General features: G+C 70.1%; 23 protein-coding genes. 10 read left to right on the plus strand and 13 right to left on the minus strand.

Going from position 1 to position 22,821, the window contains the following annotated elements; genetic code table 11:
- The first annotated feature begins 257 nt into the window (after positions 1-257).
- On the plus strand, positions 258-1,517 hold the full coding sequence (locus tag Vlu01_RS00855; RefSeq protein WP_203991034.1) for an amidohydrolase: 1,260 nt from the start codon (positions 258-260) through the stop codon (positions 1,515-1,517).
- On the opposite strand, the gene Vlu01_RS00860 is transcribed toward Vlu01_RS00855, so the two are convergent.
- Positions 1,474-2,454, minus strand: coding sequence for a DUF4349 domain-containing protein (locus Vlu01_RS00860; protein WP_203991037.1), 981 nt, complete (start codon positions 2,452-2,454; stop codon positions 1,474-1,476). The two genes, Vlu01_RS00855 and Vlu01_RS00860, sit on opposite strands and share 44 nt — an antisense overlap.
- 115 nt (positions 2,455-2,569) lie before the next feature.
- On the opposite strand from Vlu01_RS00860, the gene Vlu01_RS00865 reads away from it, so the two are divergent.
- The 3 genes from Vlu01_RS00865 to Vlu01_RS00875 are packed head-to-tail and all read left to right on the plus strand — an operon-like array spanning position 2,570 to position 4,912.
- Positions 2,570-3,202, plus strand: coding sequence for an MBL fold metallo-hydrolase (locus Vlu01_RS00865; protein WP_203991040.1), 633 nt, complete (start codon positions 2,570-2,572; stop codon positions 3,200-3,202).
- Positions 3,203-3,206: 4 nt separating this feature from the next.
- The gene (locus tag Vlu01_RS00870; RefSeq protein ID WP_203991043.1) at positions 3,207-4,130 is read left to right on the plus strand and encodes a hypothetical protein; all 924 of its coding nucleotides are present in this window, start codon (positions 3,207-3,209) and stop codon (positions 4,128-4,130) included.
- 44 nt (positions 4,131-4,174) lie between these two features.
- Positions 4,175-4,912 (plus strand): SCO6745 family protein, encoded by a 738-nt coding sequence (locus tag Vlu01_RS00875; protein WP_203991046.1) that lies wholly within the window; start codon positions 4,175-4,177, stop codon positions 4,910-4,912.
- Between the two features lie 94 nt (positions 4,913-5,006).
- Here the strand turns inward: Vlu01_RS00875 and Vlu01_RS00880 are convergent, their stop codons facing one another.
- Entirely contained in the window at positions 5,007-5,462 is a 456-nt protein-coding gene (locus tag Vlu01_RS00880; RefSeq protein WP_093406228.1) for a gamma-glutamylcyclotransferase, read from the minus strand.
- 106 nt (positions 5,463-5,568) lie between these two features.
- Between Vlu01_RS00880 and Vlu01_RS00885 the strand changes: the two genes are divergently transcribed.
- Entirely contained in the window at positions 5,569-6,972 is a 1,404-nt protein-coding gene (locus tag Vlu01_RS00885) for an NAD(P)H-quinone dehydrogenase (RefSeq protein ID WP_203991049.1), read from the plus strand.
- Here the strand turns inward: Vlu01_RS00885 and Vlu01_RS00890 are convergent.
- Positions 6,906-7,586 carry a DUF998 domain-containing protein gene (locus tag Vlu01_RS00890; RefSeq protein WP_203991052.1) on the minus strand — a complete coding sequence of 227 codons (681 nt, stop codon included), beginning with the start codon at positions 7,584-7,586 and terminating at the stop codon, positions 6,906-6,908. The genes Vlu01_RS00885 and Vlu01_RS00890 overlap by 67 nt on opposite strands.
- Before the next feature lie 124 nt (positions 7,587-7,710).
- Positions 7,711-8,325 (minus strand): DedA family protein, encoded by a 615-nt coding sequence (locus Vlu01_RS00895; protein ID WP_203991054.1) that lies wholly within the window; start codon positions 8,323-8,325, stop codon positions 7,711-7,713.
- Positions 8,326-8,819: 494 nt separating this feature from the next.
- Here Vlu01_RS00895 and thrS point away from each other — a divergent pair, with 494 nt between their 5' ends.
- Positions 8,820-10,040: a threonine--tRNA ligase gene (gene thrS, locus Vlu01_RS00900; RefSeq protein ID WP_203991058.1), complete on the plus strand. Its 1,221-nt coding sequence runs from the start codon at positions 8,820-8,822 to the stop codon at positions 10,038-10,040.
- 39 nt (positions 10,041-10,079) lie between these two features.
- Here thrS and Vlu01_RS00905 read toward each other — a convergent pair whose 3' ends face one another.
- Complete coding sequence (locus tag Vlu01_RS00905) at positions 10,080-10,526, minus strand: DoxX family protein (protein ID WP_203991061.1); 447 nt, start codon at positions 10,524-10,526, stop codon at positions 10,080-10,082.
- An 86-nt stretch (positions 10,527-10,612) separates the two neighbouring features.
- On the opposite strand from Vlu01_RS00905, the gene Vlu01_RS00910 reads away from it, so the two are divergent.
- On the plus strand, positions 10,613-11,206 hold the full coding sequence (locus tag Vlu01_RS00910; protein ID WP_203991064.1) for a TetR/AcrR family transcriptional regulator: 594 nt from the start codon (positions 10,613-10,615) through the stop codon (positions 11,204-11,206).
- Between the two features lie 29 nt (positions 11,207-11,235).
- Here Vlu01_RS00910 and Vlu01_RS00915 read toward each other — a convergent pair whose 3' ends face one another.
- Positions 11,236-12,675 carry a GuaB1 family IMP dehydrogenase-related protein gene (locus Vlu01_RS00915; protein WP_203991067.1) on the minus strand — a complete coding sequence of 480 codons (1,440 nt, stop codon included), beginning with the start codon at positions 12,673-12,675 and terminating at the stop codon, positions 11,236-11,238.
- A 178-nt stretch (positions 12,676-12,853) separates the two neighbouring features.
- Positions 12,854-13,450: a LysE/ArgO family amino acid transporter gene (locus Vlu01_RS00920; protein WP_203991071.1), complete on the minus strand. Its 597-nt coding sequence runs from the start codon at positions 13,448-13,450 to the stop codon at positions 12,854-12,856.
- A gap of 70 nt (positions 13,451-13,520) precedes the next feature.
- On the opposite strand from Vlu01_RS00920, the gene Vlu01_RS00925 reads away from it, so the two are divergent.
- Positions 13,521-14,417 carry a LysR family transcriptional regulator ArgP gene (locus Vlu01_RS00925; protein WP_203991074.1) on the plus strand — a complete coding sequence of 299 codons (897 nt, stop codon included), beginning with the start codon at positions 13,521-13,523 and terminating at the stop codon, positions 14,415-14,417.
- A 61-nt stretch (positions 14,418-14,478) separates the two neighbouring features.
- Here the strand turns inward: Vlu01_RS00925 and Vlu01_RS00930 are convergent, their stop codons facing one another.
- Complete coding sequence (locus Vlu01_RS00930) at positions 14,479-16,230, minus strand: acetyl/propionyl/methylcrotonyl-CoA carboxylase subunit alpha (protein WP_203991077.1); 1,752 nt, start codon at positions 16,228-16,230, stop codon at positions 14,479-14,481.
- 185 nt (positions 16,231-16,415) lie between these two features.
- Here Vlu01_RS00930 and Vlu01_RS00935 point away from each other — a divergent pair, with 185 nt between their 5' ends.
- Both Vlu01_RS00935 and Vlu01_RS00940 read left to right on the plus strand, forming a co-directional pair.
- The gene (locus Vlu01_RS00935) at positions 16,416-17,375 is read left to right on the plus strand and encodes an ATP-binding cassette domain-containing protein (RefSeq protein ID WP_203991095.1); all 960 of its coding nucleotides are present in this window, start codon (positions 16,416-16,418) and stop codon (positions 17,373-17,375) included.
- A 17-nt stretch (positions 17,376-17,392) separates the two neighbouring features.
- The gene (locus tag Vlu01_RS00940; protein ID WP_203991098.1) at positions 17,393-18,148 is read left to right on the plus strand and encodes an ABC transporter permease; all 756 of its coding nucleotides are present in this window, start codon (positions 17,393-17,395) and stop codon (positions 18,146-18,148) included.
- Between the two features lie 129 nt (positions 18,149-18,277).
- On the opposite strand, the gene Vlu01_RS00945 is transcribed toward Vlu01_RS00940, so the two are convergent.
- The 5 genes from Vlu01_RS00945 to Vlu01_RS00965 form a co-directional block, all read right to left on the minus strand.
- Complete coding sequence (locus tag Vlu01_RS00945) at positions 18,278-18,931, minus strand: O-methyltransferase (RefSeq protein WP_203991101.1); 654 nt, start codon at positions 18,929-18,931, stop codon at positions 18,278-18,280.
- Between the two features lie 9 nt (positions 18,932-18,940).
- Positions 18,941-19,597, minus strand: coding sequence for a Maf family protein (locus Vlu01_RS00950; protein ID WP_203991104.1), 657 nt, complete (start codon positions 19,595-19,597; stop codon positions 18,941-18,943).
- 98 nt (positions 19,598-19,695) lie between these two features.
- Positions 19,696-20,835 (minus strand): S8 family serine peptidase, encoded by a 1,140-nt coding sequence (locus Vlu01_RS00955; protein WP_203991619.1) that lies wholly within the window; start codon positions 20,833-20,835, stop codon positions 19,696-19,698.
- Between the two features lie 29 nt (positions 20,836-20,864).
- Positions 20,865-22,220, minus strand: a complete 1,356-nt coding sequence (locus tag Vlu01_RS00960) for a MerR family transcriptional regulator (RefSeq protein ID WP_239095613.1) — start codon at positions 22,218-22,220, stop codon at positions 20,865-20,867.
- Positions 22,217-22,699 carry a hypothetical protein gene (locus Vlu01_RS00965; RefSeq protein ID WP_203991108.1) on the minus strand — a complete coding sequence of 161 codons (483 nt, stop codon included), beginning with the start codon at positions 22,697-22,699 and terminating at the stop codon, positions 22,217-22,219. The genes Vlu01_RS00960 and Vlu01_RS00965 overlap by 4 nt, the downstream gene beginning before the upstream one ends.
- Positions 22,700-22,821: the final 122 nt, after the last annotated feature.

Below are 22,821 nucleotides of genomic sequence, written 5' to 3' on the forward strand. Positions count from 1 at the left end.
GACAACGATGGTGCCGAGAAAGATTCTCGGCCCCTTGGGCGCGATTACGCGTTGTAGGAGGTGAGGAGTGGATGACGGCGTTCGACCGCGATCTACCTGCTGTCCCGCTCACCTGTGGACGCTCTCAGCAGGGCATACGTGACGCTGTGCGGTCTGATCATCACTGGAACGAGGTTGCGCAGAGTTACCGTCGTGGGTCTACGCTGTCTGCTGTTCCCGATGATCCATCCATTTCTAGTGATCGAAGAGAATTCGACGTGACGAGTGCGTTGACCATGCCGTCCGGTCACCAAACGGCGCCGTCCTGGCCGGAGCTGCCGACCGGAACCCAGCCCCTGCCCTTCGAGCTGGATCACCTGCTCGCCCTCCGGGTACCGGGCTTGATCGCCACGCGCCGTCACCTTCACTCGCACCCCGAACTGTCCGGCGCGGAGTTCGAGACCGCCGCCCTGGTCGCCCGGGAACTCTCCCTGGCCGGGTTGCAGCCCCGACTGCTGCCCAAGGGCAACGGGGTGATCTGCGACATCAACGGCCGCCCGGACGGTCCCGTGATCGCGCTGCGTGCCGACATCGACGCGCTGCCGCTGACCGACGTCAAGGACGTGCCGTACCGCTCCACGGTCGACGGGGTCTGCCACGCCTGTGGTCACGACGTGCACACCACGATCATGTTGGGCGTCGGCATGCTGCTCGCGCAGCTGGCCGACCTGGGCGAGCTGCCCGGCCGGGTCCGGCTGATCTTTCAGCCCGCCGAGGAGATCCTGCCCTGCGGCTCGCTTGAGGTGATCGAGGCCGGCGGCCTCGACGACGTGGTGCAGATCTTCGCGCTGCACTGCGACCCGAACCTGCCCGTCGGTCAGGTGGGCCTGCGGGTCGGTCCGATCACCGCCGCCGCCGACAACGTCACCGTCCGGCTCACCGGGCCGGGCGGTCACACCGCCCGCCCGCACCTGACCGTGGACCTGGTCGACGCGCTCGGCCGGCTGATCACCGAGGTTCCGACCATGGTCAGCCGTCGGGTGCCGGCGAGCAGTGGACTGCTGCTGGTCTTCGGGCACGCCTCGGCGGGCACCCGGTACAACGTCATCCCGTCCGAGGCGTCCGCCTCCGGCACCCTGCGGGTGATGGACCGTGACGCCTGGGAACTGGCCCCGAAGATCGTGTCGCAGGTGGTCCGGGATGTCATCGCACCGACTGGAGCCACCGTCGACCTGGAATACCTGCGCGGTCGTCCGCCGGTCTGCAACGACGCGCGGGCCATCGGGGTGTTGAACGCGGCCACCGCCGCCGCGCTCGGCCCGGAGGGTGTGGCGGAGACCCCGCAGAGCATGGGAGGCGAGGACTTCTCCTGGTATCTGGAGTACGTCCCCGGTGCCCTCGCCCGGCTCGGGGTCGGCCGCTCCGGGCCGAACGTCGACCTGCACCGGGCGTCGTTCGATGTGGACGAACGAGCCATCCCGGTGGGCGTACGACTCATGGTGCAGACCGCGCTCCAGGCACTGGCGGCGGCACGCTGACACCCGGCGGTGGCGGCGCGCCGACCGGCGTGGTCAGGGCCGGCACCGTCGGTCGGTTCCGGCGGCGCCGGCGGACCAGCCACCACAGCGCACCCGCCGGTACGCCGAAGACCAGCAGCCACGGCAGGATCGCCCCGAGCACGGTGAGCAGGACGGTCATCGAGGCCAGGAAGACCTTCCAGCCGCCCTTGAGCCCCACCAGGAAACCGATCTGGTTCTCCTCGTCGGCGATGGTGACTCCCGGTCCCACCAGGGTGACCGTGATGGTGGACAACGCGGTCAGGTCGGCCAGCCGCCGCTTCTTCGCCTCCAGCGAGGCGAGGTCGGCCTCCCGCCGGGCCAGTTCGTTCTCGATGCTCACCAGATCACTGATCGAGTCGGCCTGGGCGAGCAGCCGCCGCGCACTCTCCACCCGGGCCCGCTGGCTGGCGATCCGGGCGTCGAGGTCGATGGTCTCCTCGGTGACGTCCTGCGTGCCGATCTCCCGCCGTTCCTGGCGACCGAGGCCGGCAAGCTCCTCCACGACCGCGTAGAACCGCTGCGCCGGCACCCGCAGTTCGAGATCGGCCACCGCGTCGGCGTCGGAACTGCGGCGTTGGTCCCCGCCGACGAAGCCGCCGGCCCGGGTGGCCGCGGCGGCGGCGTCCCGGGCCGCGAGGTCCACATCGTCCACCTGTACCCGGATCGATCCGGTGTAGATGATGGCCCGCTGGTCTACCCGGGTGTCCGCAGCCGCGCCGGTCCCGCCCTGCGCGTCGCCGCCCTGCTGCGCGTCGGCCCGGGCGTTGCCGCCTTCCGGGGCCATCGCGGGTGCCTCTGCCGCGGTGTCGGCGGACCCGCCGTCGCTGCCGCCGCTGCCGCAGCCGGCGAGGATCAGCAACGCGGCCAGTGCCGCCACCGCCGTGGTTCCGTGACGGCGGACTCTCCCCATTTCCATCCCCGTTCCCCTTCCTCCTGCCCCGAGCGGGCAATGGCTCGGACGCCACACACCACCGCACAGGTTCCGGCAGACTGCGCTCAGGACGTCACGAATCGATATGGGAGGCATCACGATGCGGCTCACCAAGTACGCCCACTCGTGCCTGCGGGTCGAGCACGACGGGGGAGTGCTGGTCATCGACCCAGGGATGTTCAGTGATCCGGCGGTGGCGCTGGACGGGGCCGATGCCGTGCTGATCACCCACGAACACCCGGATCATCTCGACCTGGCGGCGGTGAACCGGCAGTTGGCGCGACGTCCGTTCGTCATCCACGGTCCCGCGTCGCTGGCCGGCGCACTCGGCGACGCGGCCGACGCGCTGCGTCCGGTGACCCCCGGGGAGTCGTTCACCGCCGCTGGGATCCCGGTACGCGCCCACGGCGGCCGACACGCGGTGATCCATCCCGACATCCCGGTGATCGACAACCTCGGCTACGTGATCAACGAGGTCGTCTACCATCCCGGTGACGCCCTGTTCGTGCCGGAGGACGTCCAGGTCGACACCCTCTTCGCGCCGATACACGCCCCCTGGTCGAAGTTCTCCGAGGTGGTCGACTTCATTCGGGCGGTGGCACCACGTCGGGTCTTCGCGCTGCACGACGCCCTGCTGAACGACAACGGCTACGCGGTGCTCGACCGGCAGTACACGGCGCTGTCCGGCAGCGAGTACCAGCGGTTGGAGCCAGGCACGCGGATTGACGGCTGAGCCGATGTCCGACCCGCCGACCGACCTCGTCGAGCAGCTCTACCGCACGCCGCCGGACCGGTTCGTCGCCGCCCGGGACAAAGCCGCCGCGCAGGCCCGCCGGGCGGGTGATCCACGTACCGCCCGGGAGATCGCCCGGCTGCGTCGGCCCACCGTGGCGGCCTGGCTGGTCAACCTGCTCGCGCTGGAGAAACCAGAGCTGGTGTCCGAGCTGGCGCAGCTGGCCGAGGCGTTGCGGGAGGCTCAGCGCGAGCTGCGCGGCCCGCGACTGCGGGAACTGTCCGCGCAGCGACGGGCGGTGGTCGGCGCGCTGGTCGCCGAGGTACGCCGGCTCGCCACCAGCGTCGAGGGCGCCCCGTCGGGCGGGAAGTTGCCGCTGGCCGAGGTCGAGGCGACCCTCAATGCCGCGCTCTCCGACGTCGCGGTGGCCGAGCAGGTGCGGTCCGGTCGACTGCTGAGGCCAGCCCACTACGCGGGGTTCGGCGAGGTGCCCCGGCCGCAGTTGCGTCTGGTGACCGGCGGGGAGGAACCGCCGCCCGCCGCGCCGGTCCGGCAGCGTCCAGCGGACCGGAGCGCGTTGCGGGCCGAACAGGCGCAGCGGGCCGCCCGCGCCGAACGGACCCGCCGTCGTAGGGCGTTGGAGAAGGAACTGGAGCGGGCACGTACCGACCAGGAACGGGCCGAGGTGGATCTGGCCGGCGCGGTGGAGGTCGAACGCGACGGTACCGCCACGCTGGACGCCGTCGAGGCGGAGCTGGCCGAACTGGAACGCCGCCGCGCCGTGGCCGAGCAGGAACTCAGCCGATCCCGGCTGGCCCGCCGGGCCGCCGAACGGGCGCTGACCAGCGCCCGGCGACGAGCCGGCGAAGTCGAGGCCGCCATGGAGGCGTTGGACGCCGAGGAGGGGGATGTCGACGCCGATGATTGACCGGCAAACTGGTCCCTCATGGACGGACCTTCGGGTGGGGCGGGATGACGCCGGAGCAGATCGCGACGGCGAGCAAACCGGCTGTGCTCGCCCTCGGCGAGGCGTACACGCGGTGTCCCACCACGCTGCGTCGGGCGCGGCTGCTCGGCATCTCCGGGTGGGCCTTCTACGTGAGCAGCCGAGCCGGCGCGCTGGGTGACGTACGGGCCGAGACCGTGACCGCGGCGCTCGGCTTCATCGCCCCCGACGCCGTGGCCGACGGCTGGGACGCCGCCGCCCGCGTGGTCCGGCCGTGCGAGGTGGCCGCCGCAAGCCTCGCGGAGTGCTGCCGGTGGGGCGAGGAAACGCTGGGTGACCTGCCCCGTGTCGACCAGCTCGCGGCGCTGGTGGAACGGGCAGTGGCAGCGGCCGACGCCAGCGCCATGCCACTGTTCGCGGCATGGCGGGCCATGCCGGTGGACGCGTCGACTTCGGGTGCCCGGGTCGCCGCCGGCCTACGCGTGCTACGGGAACACTTCACCGGTGCGCACCTGGTGGCCGTACGCGCCAGTGGAATGACGCCACTGGAGGCGGTGCTGGCCGGGCCCGAGGGAGCCAGCGGCGCGATGGCCTGCGGCTGGCCGCCACCGTATCCGCCGGTCGGACCCCTGGTGCGGCGGCGACTGTGGGCCGAGGCGCTGACCGACCGGCTCGTCGCGCCCGCCTTCACGGCGCTGGGTCCGGTCGACGGTGCGGAACTGGTCGAGCTGCTGACCGTGGCACGGAACCACGCACAGCGCTGAGAACCAGCCCATCCTGGGACGATCCTCCCCGGAGCCCGGGGGCGGCGCTCGACGCCACGATGACCGGTAGCAGACTGGAGCGGTGGGTGACGCGCTACGCCGAAGCGGTGCCGGTGGGCCGGGACCGCAGCTCGATGACGTAGTCGTCCGGCGCGCCGGCCTTCTCGGCGGCGTTCGCGATCTCCGAGAGGTACCAGGATGTGGGCAGCCCGCCCTCGTAGCCGTCGAAGACGTAGACCCAGGCCGTCACGTCCCCGTCCAGCGTCGAGACGCGGACGGTCAGCTTCCGGTATGTGCCGGAGGTGACGCCCTCGATCTCGTCCAACTGGGCGGCGTCGTACGGATGGATGTCGTAGAGCGCCACGAAGACCCGGTCGCCGGGCGACTCGACCACCGTGCTGACCGCGCCTTCCCAGCCGATGACGTCCTCACCGGCGAAGGTCAGGCGCCAGCCCTCCAGCCAGCCGATGCCCACCATCGGCGAATGCGGGCAGTAGGCGCGCATCCGAGCAGGGTCCAGGTTCGAGCCGTAGGCGGCGTAATGACGCACGGCGATGACGATAGCCCGGCCGGCGCGTGGGGGAGAATACGACAGTGCGTGTCGGACGCGTCGGGGAGAAGAAAGTCACTGAGAGCATGGAGGAAAGGCGGTCGTGGTGAGCCGGATCGTGATCATCGGCGGGGGGCCGGCGGGCTACGAGGCGGCACTGGTGGCGGCGCAACTGGACGCCGACGTCACGGTCGTGGAGGCCGAGGGCGCGGGGGGTGCCTGCGTGCTGTCCGACTGCGTGCCGTCGAAGACGTTCATCGCCAGCTCGGAGGTGGTGACCGGCTACCGGGACACCGAGGTGTTCGGGGTGCACTCCGACGGGCTGGACGCGGTCACCGTCGACGCGCGGGGGGTCAACGACCGGGTCAAGCGGCTCGCCCTGGCGCAGTCCGGCGACATCCACTCGAAGCTGGTCAAGGCCGGCGTCACCTTCGTGTCCGGGCGCGCCCGGCTTGGCGAGGACACCCTCGGTCACACCCACCGGGTGATCGTCACGCCGGACGGTGAGGAGGCCGCGTACGCCATCGACGCCTCGACGGTGTTGATCGCCACCGGTGCCACGCCCCGCCAGCTGCCCACCGCGCTGCCCGATGGCGAGCGCATTCTGACCTGGCGACAGGTCTACGACCTGCCCGAGCTGCCGGAGCACCTGATCGTGGTCGGTTCCGGCGTGACCGGTGCCGAGTTCGCCAGCGCCTACCTCGCGATGGGCGTCGAGGTGACCCTGGTCTCCAGCCGCGACCGGGTGATGCCGCACGAGGACGCTGACGCCGCCCAGGCGATCGAGCGGGTCTTCCGGACCCGCGGCATGAGCATTCTGAACAACTCCCGTGCCGAGAGCGTCCGCCGTACCGGCGACGGCGTCGAGGTCGAGCTCTCCGACGGTCGTACGGTGGCCGGGTCCCACGCCCTGATCGCCGTCGGTTCGATCCCCAACACCGCCGAGCTGGGCCTGGCCGAGTACGGCGTCGCACTTGCCCGGGGCGGCTACGTGACGGTGGACCGGGTCTCGCGGACCAACGTCCCCGGCATCTACGCGGCCGGTGACTGCACCGGCGTGCTGCCGCTGGCCAGTGTCGCCGCGATGCAGGGGCGGATCGCCATGTGGCACGCGCTCGGTGAGGCGGTTCGGCCGCTGCGGCTGCGTACCGTCTCCGCGAACGTCTTCACCGACCCGGAACTGGCCACGGTCGGGGTGTCGCAGGACGAGGTGGACGCCGGCAAGGTGCCGGCGCGTCAGGTGATGCTGCCGCTGGGCGGCAACGCCCGCGCGAAGATGGTCGAGATAGCGGACGGTTTCGTCAAGCTGTTCTGCCGGCCGGCCAGCGGCCAGGTGATCGGTGGAGTGGTGGTGGCGCCGAAGGCCAGCGAACTGATCCTGCCGATCACGATGGCGGTGGAGAACAACCTCACCGTCAACGAACTGGCCCAGACCATCACCATCTACCCCAGTCTCTCCGGCTCGGTCACCGAGGCGGCCCGCCAGCTGATGCTCCACGAGTTGGAGTAGGCGGCGACGACGGTGAGCAGGGCCACCTCGGCGAGGATGAGGGCCCGTTCGATCAGTCCGTAGTAGGCGCGGTCACCGGGGTAGGCGGACCAGGCCATGGTGACGGCCAACAGCAGGCTGGCCACGGTCAGGGCGCGCAACCAGAGCCCGGTACGGGCACCGGCGGGAAGCCGGCCGGCGAGCAACCAGCCAGCGATCGGCAGCGCCAGGAAGGCGACCACCGAGGCGTACCGGTGCACGTAGGCGGCCGTACCCATGTCGGTGCCGGGCGGGTTGGTCGGCACCAGGCCCGAGACCAGCAGCCCGCCTGCCCAGACCGCCAACAGCCACTGGGCTGCCCGACCACCACGCCCGGACAGGGCGGGCCTGCCTGCGGGGTGACCCCGCTGAAGGTGGTCCAGCCGACCGAGTGCCGGGATGAGCACGGCGGAGGCGGCGGCGAGCAGCAGCATCGCCACGTGGATGACCTCACCGGAGTCGGAGACGGCGTAGTCGCTGACGGTCAGGCTGACCGGGTCGAGGTCGCTGACACCGGCATGACCGATGATGGTGAGCACCGCCGCGAGGACGATCCCACCGAGGGCCAGTGCACCGTTGTTCCGGATTCCAGGCATGCCTCAGCCTGCCGTCGCGGGCACCTCAGGCGGATCCGGGACGAGCACCGAAATCCGACCCGGGGACCACCCCGACAGGCACTCCGGCATTTCCCCCGGGTTGCCCGACCCAGGGGTTCGATGATCAGTCGCCGGGAACCTCGGCCGGTGCCGGGTTCAGGCGTGCGGTGACGGACGCCAACGCCCACCCGGTGAGCGCGAAAGCGGCGGCGGCCGTCGCCGCGACGATCACCATCCGCCAGGTGGACCCGGTCAACGCCGCGCCGCCCAGGTGCCCCAGCAGCCCGCCGTACGATGCCCAGCCGGCAGCCGCGATGCCGGCACACGGCAGGAAGAGCCGGACCGGGTACCGGCTGCGGCCGGCGGCGAAACAGGCGGCCATCCGGCCGCCGGGCACGAACCGGCAGAGCAGGATCATCATCGGTCCGGGACGGCGCAGGCCCCGGGTGAGGCGGGCGGCCATCCGCCGGGCGCGTCCCGTGCCCACCGGCTGCGGTGGCCGGCGTCCCGACGCGCACCGGCCGAGCAGGTAACAGGCCAGATCCCCGACGAGTACGCCGAGCGCGCCGACAGCGACGATCGTCGGCAGGTTCAGCGCGCCGTACACGGTGAGTGCGCCGCCGGTGAGCATCAGCAGTTGAGTGGGCACCACGGGTACGAAGGCGTCCACGGCCAGCAGGGTGAAGAGCGCGAGGTATGCCAGGTCGGGCGATGCCAGTTGGGTGAGTAGGTCAGGCACCGGGCCACCTCGCGGAAATTTCCGAACGGAACGTACCGAGCCTGACGCGGTGTCCGGCGTCACACGCGACCGACCCTGGCCTACCGTGACCAGTGACACCTCGTCCGTGCGGCGGTGCCGCACCGGAGTTTGCCGGTTGACCGCATCATATCGACGTGGATTGACGGCGGGACACGGTCGCCGAAAAGTCCTCCGGCGGCGTACCGTTGTCGACGCGCGGCCCGACGAGCGTCGGGTCCCCCGTTCCTGATGCCCGGGCCGCCGCCGGGCCGCTGGCAGGTCCCGTGCCAGCGGCCCGGTCCAAATCCACGTGCGGTGCTGCGCCAGGCGGGCGTACCCTTCGCGTATGTGCAGTGCGGTGCTGACGACGACGCCGGGGAAGCCTGGCGCGCCGCACTGACGTCTTCGTCTACCGAGTGCCCTGGGCGATCCGCCCGGGGCACTTGCGCATCCTGGGTCCGGTCGTGTCGGGGCGTGCCGCCAAGGAGCCTGACATGATCGATCACCGCCGGCTGGGCCGGGACCTGGACCTGTTCGCCACCGATCCGCTCTCCGGTGCCGGCCTGCCGATCTGGCTGCCGGCCGGTGCCGCCGCCCGGCACGCCGTCGAGGAGTACCTGCGTGACCTGGAACGCCGGGCCGGCTACCAGCAGGTGTACACCCCACCGATGGGGCGACGGGAGCTGTTCGAGGTCTCCGGGCATCTCGGCTACTTCGCCGCGGAGATGTTCCCGCCGATGCGGCTGGGTGAGGGCGACGACGAACTGATGCTGCGTCCGGCGCTCTGCCCACACCACGCCCTGGTCTACCGCTCCCGGGGGCGCTCCTACCGGGAGTTGCCGCTGCGGATCTCGGAGATCGGGGGGATGTACCGGGCGGAACGCTCGGGGGTGGTCGGCGGACTTTCCCGGGTCCGCGCCATCACCCTCAACGACGCGCACAACTTCTGCACCCTGGAACAGGTCGGCCAGGAGGTGGCGGAGATCCTGCGGCTGATCCGGGCCGCGCACGCGGCGCTGGGCGTGCGACCGGCGGGCGTACGGCTGTCGCTGCGCGGGCCGGGGGAGAAGTACGTCGGCGACGACGCGCAGTGGGCGCGGGCCGAGGATCTGCTCCGCGCCGCCCTCGACGGGGTGCCGTACCGCGAGGCGCCGGGTGAGGCGGCCTTCTACGGCCCGAAGATCGATGTTCAGGTGCGGGACGCGGCCGAACGCGAGTACACCCTCTCCACCGTCCAGCTCGATTTCGACAAGCCGGAGCGGTTCGATCTGTCGTACACCGACGCCGACGGGGAGCGACGTCGTCCGGTGATGGTGCACCGCAGCCTGGCCGGCAGCATGGAACGACTCTTCGCGTACCTGATCGAGGTGCACGGAGGTGCCTTCCCGCCCTGGTACGCCCCCGTGCACCTGGTCGTCCTGCCGGTCGGCGACGACCAGGCCGACGCGGCGGTCGACCTGGCCCGCCGGGCCGCCGAGGCAGGCCTGCGGGTCGAGGTCGACCACGCCGGCTCGCTCGGTGCCCGGGTCCGGGACGCGGCCCGCCGCCGGATCCCGTACGCCGCCGTGGTGGGTGCTCGGGAGGCGGCCGACGGTCGGGTGGCGTTGCGGCTGCGGGACGGGAGGTCGCTGGAGCCGCAGCCGGCCGCCGAGGCGATCGGGCTGGTCAGTGCGGTGGTGGCCACCCGCTCCGGGAGCCTGCTGCCGGCTGGTTGACGCGGTGTCGTGGCGCGGTCGGACCTGATCCGGGATGGGTCATGGTCCGACCGCGACCGCGACGGCGGCGGCGACAAACACCAGTTGCAGCACGGTACGGATGCCGAGTGGGGTCACCGGTCGTCCGGCCAGCGTGAGCCTGCGGCGGGCGGCGGAGACGTTCGCCGGGAACATGGCCAGCATCAGCAGGACCAGCCCGGCGGCGGCCCAGCGGGCGGTGGCCGGCACGAGCAGACCGACCGCGCCCACGAGTTCCAGCACCCCGGTCACCGTGACCAGCAGATCCGGCCGGGGCAGCCGGGGCGGGACCATGGCGATCAGGTCCCGTCGACGAACGCCGACGAAGTGCACGATCCCGGTGATGACGAACATGAGCGCCAGCCCGACGCGCAGTGCCGGATGCCATCCGTCCAGCGCGGAGAGCCCGGCCAGGCCGACGAGCCGGGCCAGCGCGGTGCCGGTGATCAGGGCGATCAGCGGAGCCATCGATACCTCCCTCGAATCGCAGATCTTGTCGCTGCCAAGATTGCCGCCGAGCGTGCATCTTGTCAATGACAAGATAGGATTGGGTGATGAGCGACACCCGCGGCTATCACCACGGCGACCTGCGCCGAGCCCTGCTCAGCGCCGCTGTGCAGGCGATCGAGGAGTCAGGGCCGGCGGCGCTGAGCCTGCGCGATCTGGCCCGCCGGGCCGGTGTCTCGCACGCCGCGCCGGCACACCACTTCGGCGACCGCGCCGGCCTGTTCACCGCGATCGCGGCACAGGGCTTCGACACCCTCGCCGAAGCACTCACCGACGCCGGCGACGAGATGCTGGAGCTCGGCATGGCGTACGTCGACTTCGCCGTCCGGCACCGCGCGCACTTCGAGGTGATGTTCCACCCCGAGCTTTACCGGGCCGACGACGCCGAGGTGCGGGCCGCCCGGGAACGCTCCGGAGCCGTCCTGCGCGCCGGGCTGGCGCACCCGTCCACCCGCACCAGACCAGCCGCCGACGGGCGGGCCGGGGACGACGACCTCGCCGAGCAGCAGGCAGAGGTGCTGGCCGCCTGGTCGATCGTCCACGGCTTCGCGACTCTCTGGCTGGCCGGCGCACTCCCCGCCGGGCTGGGCGACGACCCGGCCGTGGTCGCCCGGTCGGTGATCCGGCACCTCTACACCTGAACCGCGATGACCCGACGTCGAAGAGCGTTTCACCAGCTGGTCGGCAGGGGCATTCCCTCGGTGTAGCCGGCGGTGCTCTGCACGCCCACCAGCACCCGCTCGTGGAACTCGGCCAGGGTGCGGGCACCGGCGTAGGTGAACGCGCTACGCACCCCCGAGATGATCTCGTCGATCAGGTCCTCCACGCCGGGCCGGGTCGGATCCAGATACATCCGGGCCGTCGAGATGCCCTCCTCGAAGATCGCCTTGCGGGCGCGGTCGTAGGGGCTGTCGTCACCGGTACGCGCGCTGACCGCCCGCGCCGAGGCCATGCCGAAGCTCTCCTTGTAACGCCGACCGTCCTCGTCGGTGTAGAGGTCACCGGGGGACTCGTAGGTGCCGGCGAACCAGGAGCCGATCATCACGTTCGACGCCCCGGCCGCCAACGCCAGCGCCACGTCCCGAGGGTGTCGCACCCCGCCGTCCGCCCAGACGTGGCGACCCAGGTCCCGGGCGGCCGTCGCGCAGTCCAGCACCGCCGAGAACTGCGGCCGACCGACCCCGGTCATCATCCGGGTGGTGCACATCGCGCCCGGACCGACCCCGACCTTGACGATGTCGGCACCCGCGTCGACCAGATCGCGTACCCCGTCGGCGGTGACCACGTTGCCGGCCGCCACCGGCACCGCCGGGTCGAGGCCGCGTACCGTCCGCAGGGCCGAGATCATCCGCTCCTGGTGGCCGTGCGCGGTATCCACGACCAGGGTGTCCACCCCGGCCTCCAGCAGCGCCTTCGCCTTGCCCGCCACGTCACCGTTGATGCCCACCGCCGCCGCGATCCGCAGTCGACCGTGGTCGTCCACCGCCGGCTTGTAGAGCGTCGCCCGCAGCGCCCCGGGACGGGTGAGCACACCGACCAGCCGGCCCGCGTCGTCGACCACCGGCGCAAGTCGCCGCCGGCCGGCCGACAACCGGTCGAAGCCGGTACGCGGATCCGCGTCGACGGGCACGGTGTGCAACTCCGTCGACATCACGTGCCGTAACTGGGTGAAACGGTCCACGCTGACCGTGTCCGCCTCGGTCACCACGCCCATCGGCCGGCCATCGTCGTCGATCACGATCACCGCACCGTACGCCCGCTTGGGCAACAGGTGGATCGCGTCACCGACGGTGTCGTTGGGGCCCAGCGCGATCGCCGTGTCGTGCACCAGGTGCCGCTGCTTGACCCAGGCGACCACCTCCGCCACCACGTCGATCGGGATGTCCTGCGGGATCACCGCGATCCCGCCGCGTCGGGCCACCGTCTCGGCCATCCGCCGGCCGGCGACCGCGGTCATGTTCGCCACCACCAGGGGGATGGTGGTGCCGGTGCCATCGCCGGTGGCCAGATCCACGTCGAGCCGCGAACCCACCTCCGAGCGCACCGGGGCCATGAAGACGTCGTTGTAGGTCAGGTCGTATCCGGGAGTCGCGCCATCGAGGAACCGCACCCGGCCATCATGACTTAGAGCGACCGGCAATAGGGCTGGCGGGGCTGCGGCACGCCCTGGCGCTTCGGCTGGCGGCGTTGTCGTCGTCGGCCATGCAACACCGGCATGGCCTCCTCCTCCGCCTTGCCACCCTCGGCCAGGACCCGCCTCGCCTCCACCGCCCTATTACCGGTCGCTCTCAGCCCAGCACCAGGGCCACGGCCACTGCGACCATCACCACCGCGATCACGCCGTCGAGCACCTGCCAGACCCGCCGACGCGCGAGCAGAGGAGCGAGCTGGTACGCGCCCGCACCGAGCGCGGTGAACCACAGCACGCTGGCCGCCGCCGCGCCGACACCGAACAGCCAACGGTGCGGGTGCTGCTGGGCGATGCCGCCGAGCAGCAGCACCGTGTCGAGGTAGACGTGCGGATTGAGGTAGGTGAAGGCGAGGCAGGCCAGCAACGTCGGGCCGAGCCGGGCCGGCGGTCGGTCGGCCGGCGTGAGCGCGGCGGGACGGAACGCACGGCGGGCGGCGAGGGCCGCGTACCCGAGGAGGAACGCCGCCCCGCCCCAGCGGATCGCGGTGAGCAGGACCGGTCGTCCCGCCACCACCGAACCCACCCCGGCGATGCCCACGCCGATCAGCAGCGCGTCGGAGAGTGCGCAGATCAGCACCACCGGCACCACGTGTTCCCGGCGCAGACCCTGGCGCAGTACGAAGGCGTTCTGGGCGCCGATGGCGACGATGAGTGCGATAGCCAGGGAGAAGCCGGCAAAGACAGAGGTGAGCACGTACCGACGGTAGGAGCGCCTGCGCGGATGAGTCCAGCTAAAGATTCTTGGTCTGGTTAAGCTCATCTGCATGAGCGGCCTCGACTCGACTCAGCTTCGTACGCTCGCGGCCGTCGTCACGGAGGGCAGCTTCGAATCGGCGGCCCGGGTGCTGCACGTGACCCCGTCGGCGGTGAGCCAACGGATCAAGGCTCTGGAGGAGTCCGTCGGGCAGGTGCTCGTGCGACGCCACCGGCCGTGTGACGCCACCGAGGCCGGCCGTCCGCTGCTGCGCCTGGCCGGTCAGCTCACGCTGCTTGAGCGGGAGGCACTGGCCGACGCCCGCGGGCCGCTCGGCGGCGACCGGGGCCGCACCCGGGTCGCGATCGTGGCCAACGCCGACTCGCTCGCCACCTGGTTCCCGGCCGCCCTGGCCCGCCTGCCCGAGCAGCCGGAACTCTCCTTCGACATCCGGCAGGACGACCAGGACCACACCGCCGAGCTGCTACGCGCCGGCACCGTGACAGCCGCAGTGACCGCCCAACGCGAGGCGGTGCAGGGCTGCCGGGTACGCCGACTCGGCGCGATGCGCTACCGGGCACTGGCCGCGCCCGCGCTGATGGACCGGTGGTTCCCCGAGGGGCTGACCCGGCAGACGGCCGCCCTCGCACCGGTGGTGGTTTTCGACCGCAAGGACCGCATCCAGCACCGCTTCCTGCGTACGGTCACCGGGCGGAGCCTCGACCCGCCCGTGCACTACGTGCCGTCGGTGCCCGCCTTCAACGAATCGATCCGACTGGGGCTCGGGTGGGGGCTGGTGGCGGAGTCGATCGCCGACGCCGACGTGGCCGCCGGTCGCTGCGTGGACATCGCCCCCGGCCGGGTGCTGGATGTCCCGCTGTACTGGCAGCACTGGCGGCTCGAATCACAGGTGCTGACCGCGCTGACCGCAGCCGTCTGCGCCGTCGCCGCCGAAACCCTCCGCTGAGGTGCAAGGAAGGGCACCCTTGTTAACGCCTCGTGTATTAAAAGGTGCCCTTGTTAACCCCTCAGGCGATGGTGCAGATCACCGCCCCAGCGGTGATGACCGCGCCCACCTCGGCCGCGAGGCTGCTGACCGTGCCGGCCTTGTGGGCGTGCAGCGGCTGCTCCATCTTCATCGCCTCCAGCACCACGACCAGGTCGCCCTCGGCGACCGTGTCCCCGTCGGCGACCGCGATCTTCACGATGGTGCCCTGCATGGGCGAGGTGAGCGAGTCCCCGCTCGCCGCCGCGCCCGCCGTGGCCCCACCACCCCGGCGGGTCGGCTTCCGTGCGGCGGGTGCGGAGCCGACCGTACCGGCGCCGAGACCGGCGGGCAGGCTGACCTCCAGCCGCTTGCCGCCCACCTCGACCACGACGGTCTCGCGCTCGGACGGGCCCGCGACGGCTCCGCCGGCGGCGGTGAACGGCGGCACGGTGTTGTCGAACTCGGTCTCGATCCACCGGGTGTGCACGATGAACGGCTCGGCGGTGAACGCCGGATCACGAACCACCAGGCGGTGGAAGGGCAGCGCGGTGGCCATCCCCTCGACCACCATCTCGTCCAGCGCCCGGCGGGCCCGCTCCAACGCCTCGGCCCGGGTCTCGCCGGTGATGATGACCTTGGCCAGGAGGGAGTCGAAGTTGCCGCCGATCACGTCGCCGGCCGAGATGCCGGTGTCGACCCGTACCCCGGGACCGGTGGGCAACCGCAACGCGGTGACCGTGCCGGGGGCGGGCAGGAAGTTACGGCCCGGGTCCTCGCCGTTGATCCGGAACTCGATCGAGTGTCCGCGCGGCGTCGGGTCCTCGGTGAAGCGCAGCTTCTCACCGTCGGCGATGCGGAACTGCTCGCGGACCAGGTCGATGCCGGCGGTCTCCTCGGTCACCGGGTGCTCCACCTGAAGCCGGGTGTTGACCTCCAGGAAGGAGATGGTGCCGTCGTTGCCGACCAGGTACTCGACGGTGCCGGCACCGTGGTAGCCGGCCTCCCGGCAGATCGCCTTCGCGCTGTCGTGGATCTGGGCCCGCTGCGCGGCGGTGAGGAACGGGGCCGGTGCCTCTTCGACCAGCTTCTGGTGGCGGCGCTGCAACGAGCAGTCCCGGGTGCCCACCACGATCACGTTGCCGTGCTGGTCGGCCAGGACCTGCGCCTCCACATGGCGGGGCCGGTCGAGGTACCGCTCGACGAAGCACTCGCCCCGGCCGAACGCGGCGACCGCCTCCCGGGTGGCCGACTCGAACAGCTGCGGGATCTCCTCCATGGTGCGGGCCACCTTCAGCCCGCGCCCGCCGCCGCCGAAGGCCGCCTTGATCGCCACCGGCAGGCCGTGGTCGACCGCGAAGGCCAGCACCTCGTCGGCGCTGCCGACCGGGTCAGCGGTGCCGGGGACCAGCGGAGCGCCGGCCCGCTGGGCGATGTGCCGGGCGGTCACCTTGTCACCCAGGTCGCGGATCGCCTGCGGGGTAGGACCGATCCAGGTCAGACCGGCGTCCATGACCGCCTGGGCGAAGTCGGCGTTCTCGGAGAGGAAGCCGTACCCGGGATGCACCGCGTCCGCCCCGGAACGGCCGGCGATGTCGATCAGCTTGTCGATGCGCAGGTACGAATCCGCAGCGGTGTCACCACCCAGGGCGTACGCCTCGTCGGCCAGCGTGGCGTGCAAGGCGTCCCGGTCAGCGTCCGCGTACACCGCGACGCTGCCAAGGCCCGCGTCCCGGCAGGCGCGGACGACCCGGACGGCGATCTCGCCCCGGTTGGCGATGAGTACCTTGCGCACCTGGTGGCTCCTCCCGGGCAGGCTGTTGACCGGGAGTTTAACGGCCACGTCAGCAGCCCTAACGATGACTCAGTGTGGGATGGCGCACTGTCCGGGCGCGGTAATTGAGCGGCGTGGTGTCGTACGGATGTGGTCGAGTGCCGGTGACGATGATGGCCGACACAGGCCACGAGCGGGGAGCAGACATGATCGAGACCAGAGGGCTGCGGAAGTCGTTCCGTAGCCGGGCCGGTCGGGAGACGAAAACCGTCGAAGCGGTACGCGGCGTCGACCTGAACGTCCCGGCCGGTGAGATCTTCGGGTTTCTGGGCCCGAACGGAGCCGGCAAGACCACCACGCTGCGGATGCTGGCGACGCTGATCGAACCGGACGGCGGCCAGGCGACCATCGCCGGCGCGGACCTGCTCACGAACCCGGGCGAGGTGCGTCGCAGGATCGGCTACGTCGCCCAGGGCGGCAGCACCTGGGACGAATCCACCGGCCGCGAGGAACTGGTGCTCCAGGCCCGGATGTACGGCATCAGCAAGGCCGAGGCGCAACGGCGGGCCACCCGGGCGCTGGAGGCGTTCCAGCTGAGCGAGTTCGCCGATCGCAAGTGCAAGACGTACTCCGGTGGCCAGCGGCGTCGGGTCGAGATCGCGCTCGGCATCATCCACGAGCCGAAAATCGTCTTTCTGGACGAGCCCACCACCGGGCTCGACCCGCAGAGCCGCGCCCACATGTGGGACGAGATTCGTCGGTTGCGCGCCGACGGGATGACCGTCTTCATCACCACGCACTATCTCGACGAGGCCGACGCGCTCTGCGACCGCATCGCGATCATGGACCATGGCGAGGTGGTCGCCGAGGGTACGCCAGCCGACCTCAAGCGGGAAATCTCCGGCGACGTCGTGCAGGTCGGTCTCGACGTCACCGCCACCGGCGAGGCCGAGAAGCTGCTCGACGGCGAGGAGTACGTGAACCGGCTGGAGTTGCTCGACGAGGGCGGGCTGCGGCTCTTCGTCGACGAGGGCGCAACCGCCATTCCGCGGATCCTGCGGCGAATCGACTCGGCAGGGCTCGACCTGAGGTCGATCGAGCTGCACCGCCCGAGTCTCGACGATGTCTTCCTCACCAAGACCGGCCGCTCGCTGCGCGAGTCCTGACCCGATCCGGAGATCTCATGAAGCTCGCCCGCGACACCTGGCTCATCTTCCAGCGGCAACTGAACCTGCTGCTGCGCAACCCCGTGTGGGTCTTCGTCGGTGTCTTTCAACCGGTGATGTACCTGCTGCTCTTCGCCCCGCTGCTCAAGCCCGCGCTGGGCGCACCCACCCAGGCCGAGGCATACAAGATCTTCGTGCCTGGTCTGCTGGTGCTGCTGGCCATCTTCGGTGGGCTGTTCCAGGGCTTCGGCCTGATCGCCGAGCTGCGGGCCGGGGTCATCGAACGCTCCCGCGTCACCCCGATCAGCCGGCTCGCCCTGCTGCTCGGCCGGTCGCTGCGCGACGTGGTGTCGCTCATCGTCCAGGCCGTCATCATCACGCTGCTCGCGCTCCTGTTCGACCTGCGCGTGTTCATCGGTGACCTGCTGCTGGCCTACCTGATGCTCGCCCTGATCGCGCTGATGACCTCGGCGGTCTCCTACGGCGTCGCGCTGAAGGTGAAGAGTGAGGACGCCCTGGCACCACTGATGAACACGGTGGCCCAACCGGTTCTGCTGCTCTCCGGCATCCTGCTGCCGCTCGCCTTTGCGCCGGGCTGGTTGCAGGGCGTCGCCAAATGGAACCCGTTCTCCTGGGCGGTCGACGGCACCCGGGCACTGTTCAACGGCGACATCGGCAACGACCGGGTCTGGCAGGGGCTGACCATCATCACGGTGCTCGCCGCCGCCGGCGTCTACTGGGCCGCCCGCCAGTTTGCCCGCAGCGTCCGCTGAACCCCAGCGCCGATCTCGGGCGGTCCCGGTTGCGGCATGTCGGGGCTTCCCGTCAGCGGGCTGCCCCGACATGCCGCTGTCGACCAGGACCCGCAGCGCGTCCCGCGTCGGAACGGCCCTGCGAGCGCGTCAGTGCACGTGAGCGAGCGTCAGTCCGTCGGCGATCGGCAACATCACGGCATCCACCCGCACGTCGGCCAGCACGTCCTCGTTGAACGCCGCGATCGCCCGGTCGTCTTCGCTCTGCGGCGCCACCACTCGGCCGTTGCGCAACACGTTGTCGACGGCGATCACTCCACCGGGCCGCATCCGTGGCACCAACTCGGCCCAGTAGACCGGGTAGCCGGTCTTGTCGGCGTCGATGAAGGCAAAATCCAGGTGGCGGTCGTGCGGCAGTTCACGCAGCGTGTCGCCGGCCGGCCCGATGCGCAGGTCGATCCGGTCGTCGACGCCGGCCCGCGACCAGTACCGGCGAGCGATGCCGGTGTACTCCTCGGAGATGTCGAAGCAGGTCAACCGGCCGCCTTCGGCCAGCCCACGAGCGATCGCCAGCGACGACAACCCGGTGAAGGTACCCACCTCGACGGCCTGCCGAGCACCGAGCAGCCGGGTCAGGAACGTCAGGAAGGCGGCCTGCTCCGGCGCGACCTGCATCGACGCGTGTTCGGGAAGCAGCTCCAGGGTTTCCCGTGCCAGATCACTGACGATCTCGTCCGGCGGAGCACCGTGCGCCACAAGGTACTGGTGCAGGTCGTCGGTGAGCGGAATTGACTTCAGCGTCATGCTCGAAACCTAACCGAGCGGTTCGACAATCTGGTTACCAGGCGCAATCTTCGTCCACAGATCGGTGATCCGCAGATCCAACTCGGAAAGCAGACTCCGCAGCAATGGCAGTGAGAGCCCGATGACCGTCCCCGGGTCCCCCTCGATCCGCTCCACGAATGGTCCGCCCAACCCGTCGATCGTGAACGCGCCAGCCACCGCGAGCGGCTCACCAGTGGCGACATAGGTGGCGATCTCGTGGTCGCTGATGTCGGCGAAGTGCACCACAGTGGAGGCGACCGCCTCGGCGCGCCGCCCGGCCACGATGTCCACGAGGCAGTGGCCGCTGTGCAGCACCCCGCTCCGCCCGCGCATCCGCTCCCATCGTTGCGTGGCGTCGGCCTCGTTGTCGGGCTTGCCAAGGATCTGTCCGTCGAAGGCGAGCACCGAGTCGCAGCCGAGCACGAGGGTGCGCTCCTCGTCGGTCGGACGCAGCCGACCCAGTACGGCCTGTGCTTTGAGCCGGGCCAACTCCAGACAAAGATCCTCTGCCCGTTCGGTCACCACGAGCGATTCATCGACCCCACTGACCAGCACATCCGGTTCGATCCCGGCAGACTGGAGAGACTTGCGGCGGGCAGGGCTCGCCGAGGCGAGCACGAGGCGGAGCGGCAGGGCGTCAGGCACCCCGCCGACGTTACCGCCTGCCGGCGTACGCCACGCCGCACACCACCCCGCTCACCCTCGCGTCCGCTCGCCCGGCCCTTCCGCTCCCGCCCGGTGCGTCAGCGAGAGATCCGCGGCGGCGGATCATCAGAGCGGCGTCGACGCCGGACGAACAGCGCCCAAGCGCCACCCGCCGCCACCAGCACCCCCAGCGTGACCAGGCCGCGTACCGTTGCCGCCCGCTCCCCACCGGCAGGGGGCCCATCAGCCGCCGCCGTGGTGGCGCCAGGCCCGTCCGGCCCGGCCGTCGACGCAGACCCGAAACCCCTCGGCGGTACGTCGGCCGTCAGCGCCGCCACCAGATCGATCACCCCGTAGCCGTACTGGTCGTCGCGCCCCGGCGGTCCTTTGTCGATCGCAGTAGCAGTCAGCCGATGAACCACCTCGTCAGCCGGCAGATACGGATACTTCGACCGAACCAGTGCCGCCGCTCCGGCGACGATAGCGGTCGAATTTGACGTGCCAGTGCTTCGGCGATAGCCGGTGTTTGAGTTAATGCTGTAAATATCCACCGCTGGCGCTACCACATCAACCTGGTGCCCTGTAACTGATACGTGCGAATGTTGCCCGTGTCGGTCAGTGCCCCCCACTGCGACGACCGTGTCGAAGGCTGCCGGATAAATTACGGCTGAGTCGGTAGGCTTATTTCCCGCTGCTGCAACCACGACTACGTTGGCTGTGTGAGCGGACTCTAGCGCGCGTGCTAGGCGGGCGCTGTATCCACCTCCGCTGGAGATGCTTATGACGTCTGCGCCTTCGCTAATGGCGTACTCGACTGCCAGCGCTAGCCGGTCGGCGTCTCCGACGTTTCCGGGCGTGGAGGACCTGATAGGTAGTATCTGCGCCATGGGGGCAATTCCCAGTGCGCCAATTCCTTCGCCTTGGCCATGTGCGCCGATGATGCCGGCCATCGCTGTCCCGTGTCCATTCGGATCCGTGCGGCCTCCGCTTTGTGTCTGCGGTAAGAGACTCTTGCCGACTAATAAATTTCGTTGAATGTCAGGATGAGGATAGACGCCTGTATCGGGCACGGCCACGATGACCCCTTCCCCCTGGCTACTGCGATGTGCCTCTGCCACCTTGAGGTGAGACAGGTGCCACTGGTCGGCGCGCACTTGGCGCGCGTCGTCGGTCGTGGGAGTAACCGCACTTAGAGGGTGAGCTGACCAAAGGCCGACGGCGGCTGCCGTGGTTAAGATAAGGGCAAGGCGTGGATAGGCGCAGACCCTCACTTGGTGAAACCGATGGCTGGACCGGGATCCATTGGCCCATGATCCTCAGGTGGTTTTAGAACCGGCTCGACGCCTTGCTTCGTCTTCCACGGATGGTCCGGATCCCACTCTGGCGGATCGTCTGCTTTGAGGTTCCGCTCGCTTCGATAGCCGGCCGCAGGAACAGTCCCAATGTTGCCAGCTGATCCGCCCGGGGTATTGTGATTTACTCCGGGGAAGCCTCGACTGGCGGGACGAGACCCGGCGCTGCCTGCCGGGGCTGTACCGGCAGCTCCACCGCCTATTATTCCGCTGATCGGGTTAATCCGGCGCGGCTGGTTGCTGACGGGATTTGGTTGAGTCGAACCGGCGCCGGGAAGGCTACTAATCAAACCATTATGAGTTTGGCCGACTTGGAGTCGACCTCGGGCGTGGTTCGTTGGCTTCGGATGTGGGTTTTTGCTGTCTTCCGGCGGGGTGAGAACGCCCGGGCCTACGCGGCGATCCACTGAACCTAATGAAGGCGTCGCGATCCCAAGCGCTGGCGGTGCGGCCTGATTTGGTACTGAAGGCGTCGTTGCTCTGGGATCCGTCCGTGCTGGGGCAGGCGTTTGCCCTGCGCTGCCAAGCACAGGGCCGGTGCGAGGAAGGCTCGGCGTCGACGCGTGCTGTGACGACAAGTTTGTCCGTGTTGACGTCTTAACGTTCGCTGGAAATAGGGACGGCGCAATAGGTGGAATAACCGGAGCCGGAACTATCGAATATGGATCCACGGGATCAAGGCTGCGATCGCCATGCCGTACGACTTGTGCAGGTGGGTGGCGGAGTAGGGTTTGGGCTTGTTGGAGTTCGGTGCTGAGGCCGTACATGATGTTGCGGGCTTGGATGTTCAGCCGTTCGAGGTCAGAGTCCGTGACGGGTGGCTGGATGGCTCGGCTGGCGGCGGCAGCCTTCGGGTCGGCGGCGGTTTGCTCCCAGGCTCGCCGCTGTTGCAGTTTGCCGGCGTACTCGGCATAGATTTTTTGTATTTCGACTCGGCTGCTGCTGAGGGCCTGGGTCGCGGCGGACAGCGTGGTCTGGTTGGTGGCGGCGGCGTCGTGCGTACGCTGCACCTGCTCGATCAGCTCGTCGAGTTTGGCGAGGTAGGCGCGGGAGGCTGCGTTCGTATCAGGTGGCCAGACCTGGGCGAGGCGTGCGCGGTAGGTCCGCAGTCGTTCCAGGTGCTGGCCGGCCAACTCTGCGACCTTGCGCCAACCGGCGACGTGACGCCAGTGGTTGTCGGTGTGGTGGCCCTGGAGGCAGGCCCACATGTCGGCGACGTTCATCAGGTGCCACTCAGTCAGGCCGCTGCGGCCGACGCCTGGTTCCCTCACGGCACCATCCCCGGGTCGGTGCCGGTGGGGTCGGCGAGCGAGGGCGATGCCACGGCGGGCGATGCCACGGAGGGCGATGCCGCGGCCGGCGATGGTGGTGTGCCGGGTTGCCCGAGTGCCTGGTGGACGTCAGCCACCCGGGCTGCGGCGAAGGCGTCGGTGTCGGCGTACTGCTCGGCCACGATTTTGGCAGCCTCGGCGAGGTGGCCAGTGGCGTCGCCGACGCCCCAGACCGCGTTGGTCGTCGCCTGTTGGGTTTCCCAGTGGGTACGCATGAACTGCACCAGCTCGATGAAGGCGTCAGCCGGATTGGGCACAGTGGTGAGCATGTCGTCGGCGATGTACCGAAGGTGCGGTGCGTAACCGATCTCCAGCTCGGCGCGGAGTTGCTCGGCGAAGTCTCGTAGCTGGCTGATGTCGGCCTCGACGCCCCCGGTACCGCGTAGCCAGGATGCTGGTCGATCCTCCTCAGGGATCATCGGCCCTCCCAATCTGTCACGGGCTCGCTCCCCTGAGTGAGGTTAGACCGTCAACGCCGCCTCCCGCAGCCCTGACAGCTCGTCGTTCAAGCTGCGCACGGCATCGACGGGGCGTACCAGAT

The organism is Micromonospora lutea (assembly GCF_016863535.1).
GTDB classification, from domain to species: Bacteria; Actinomycetota; Actinomycetes; order Mycobacteriales; family Micromonosporaceae; genus Micromonospora; species Micromonospora lutea.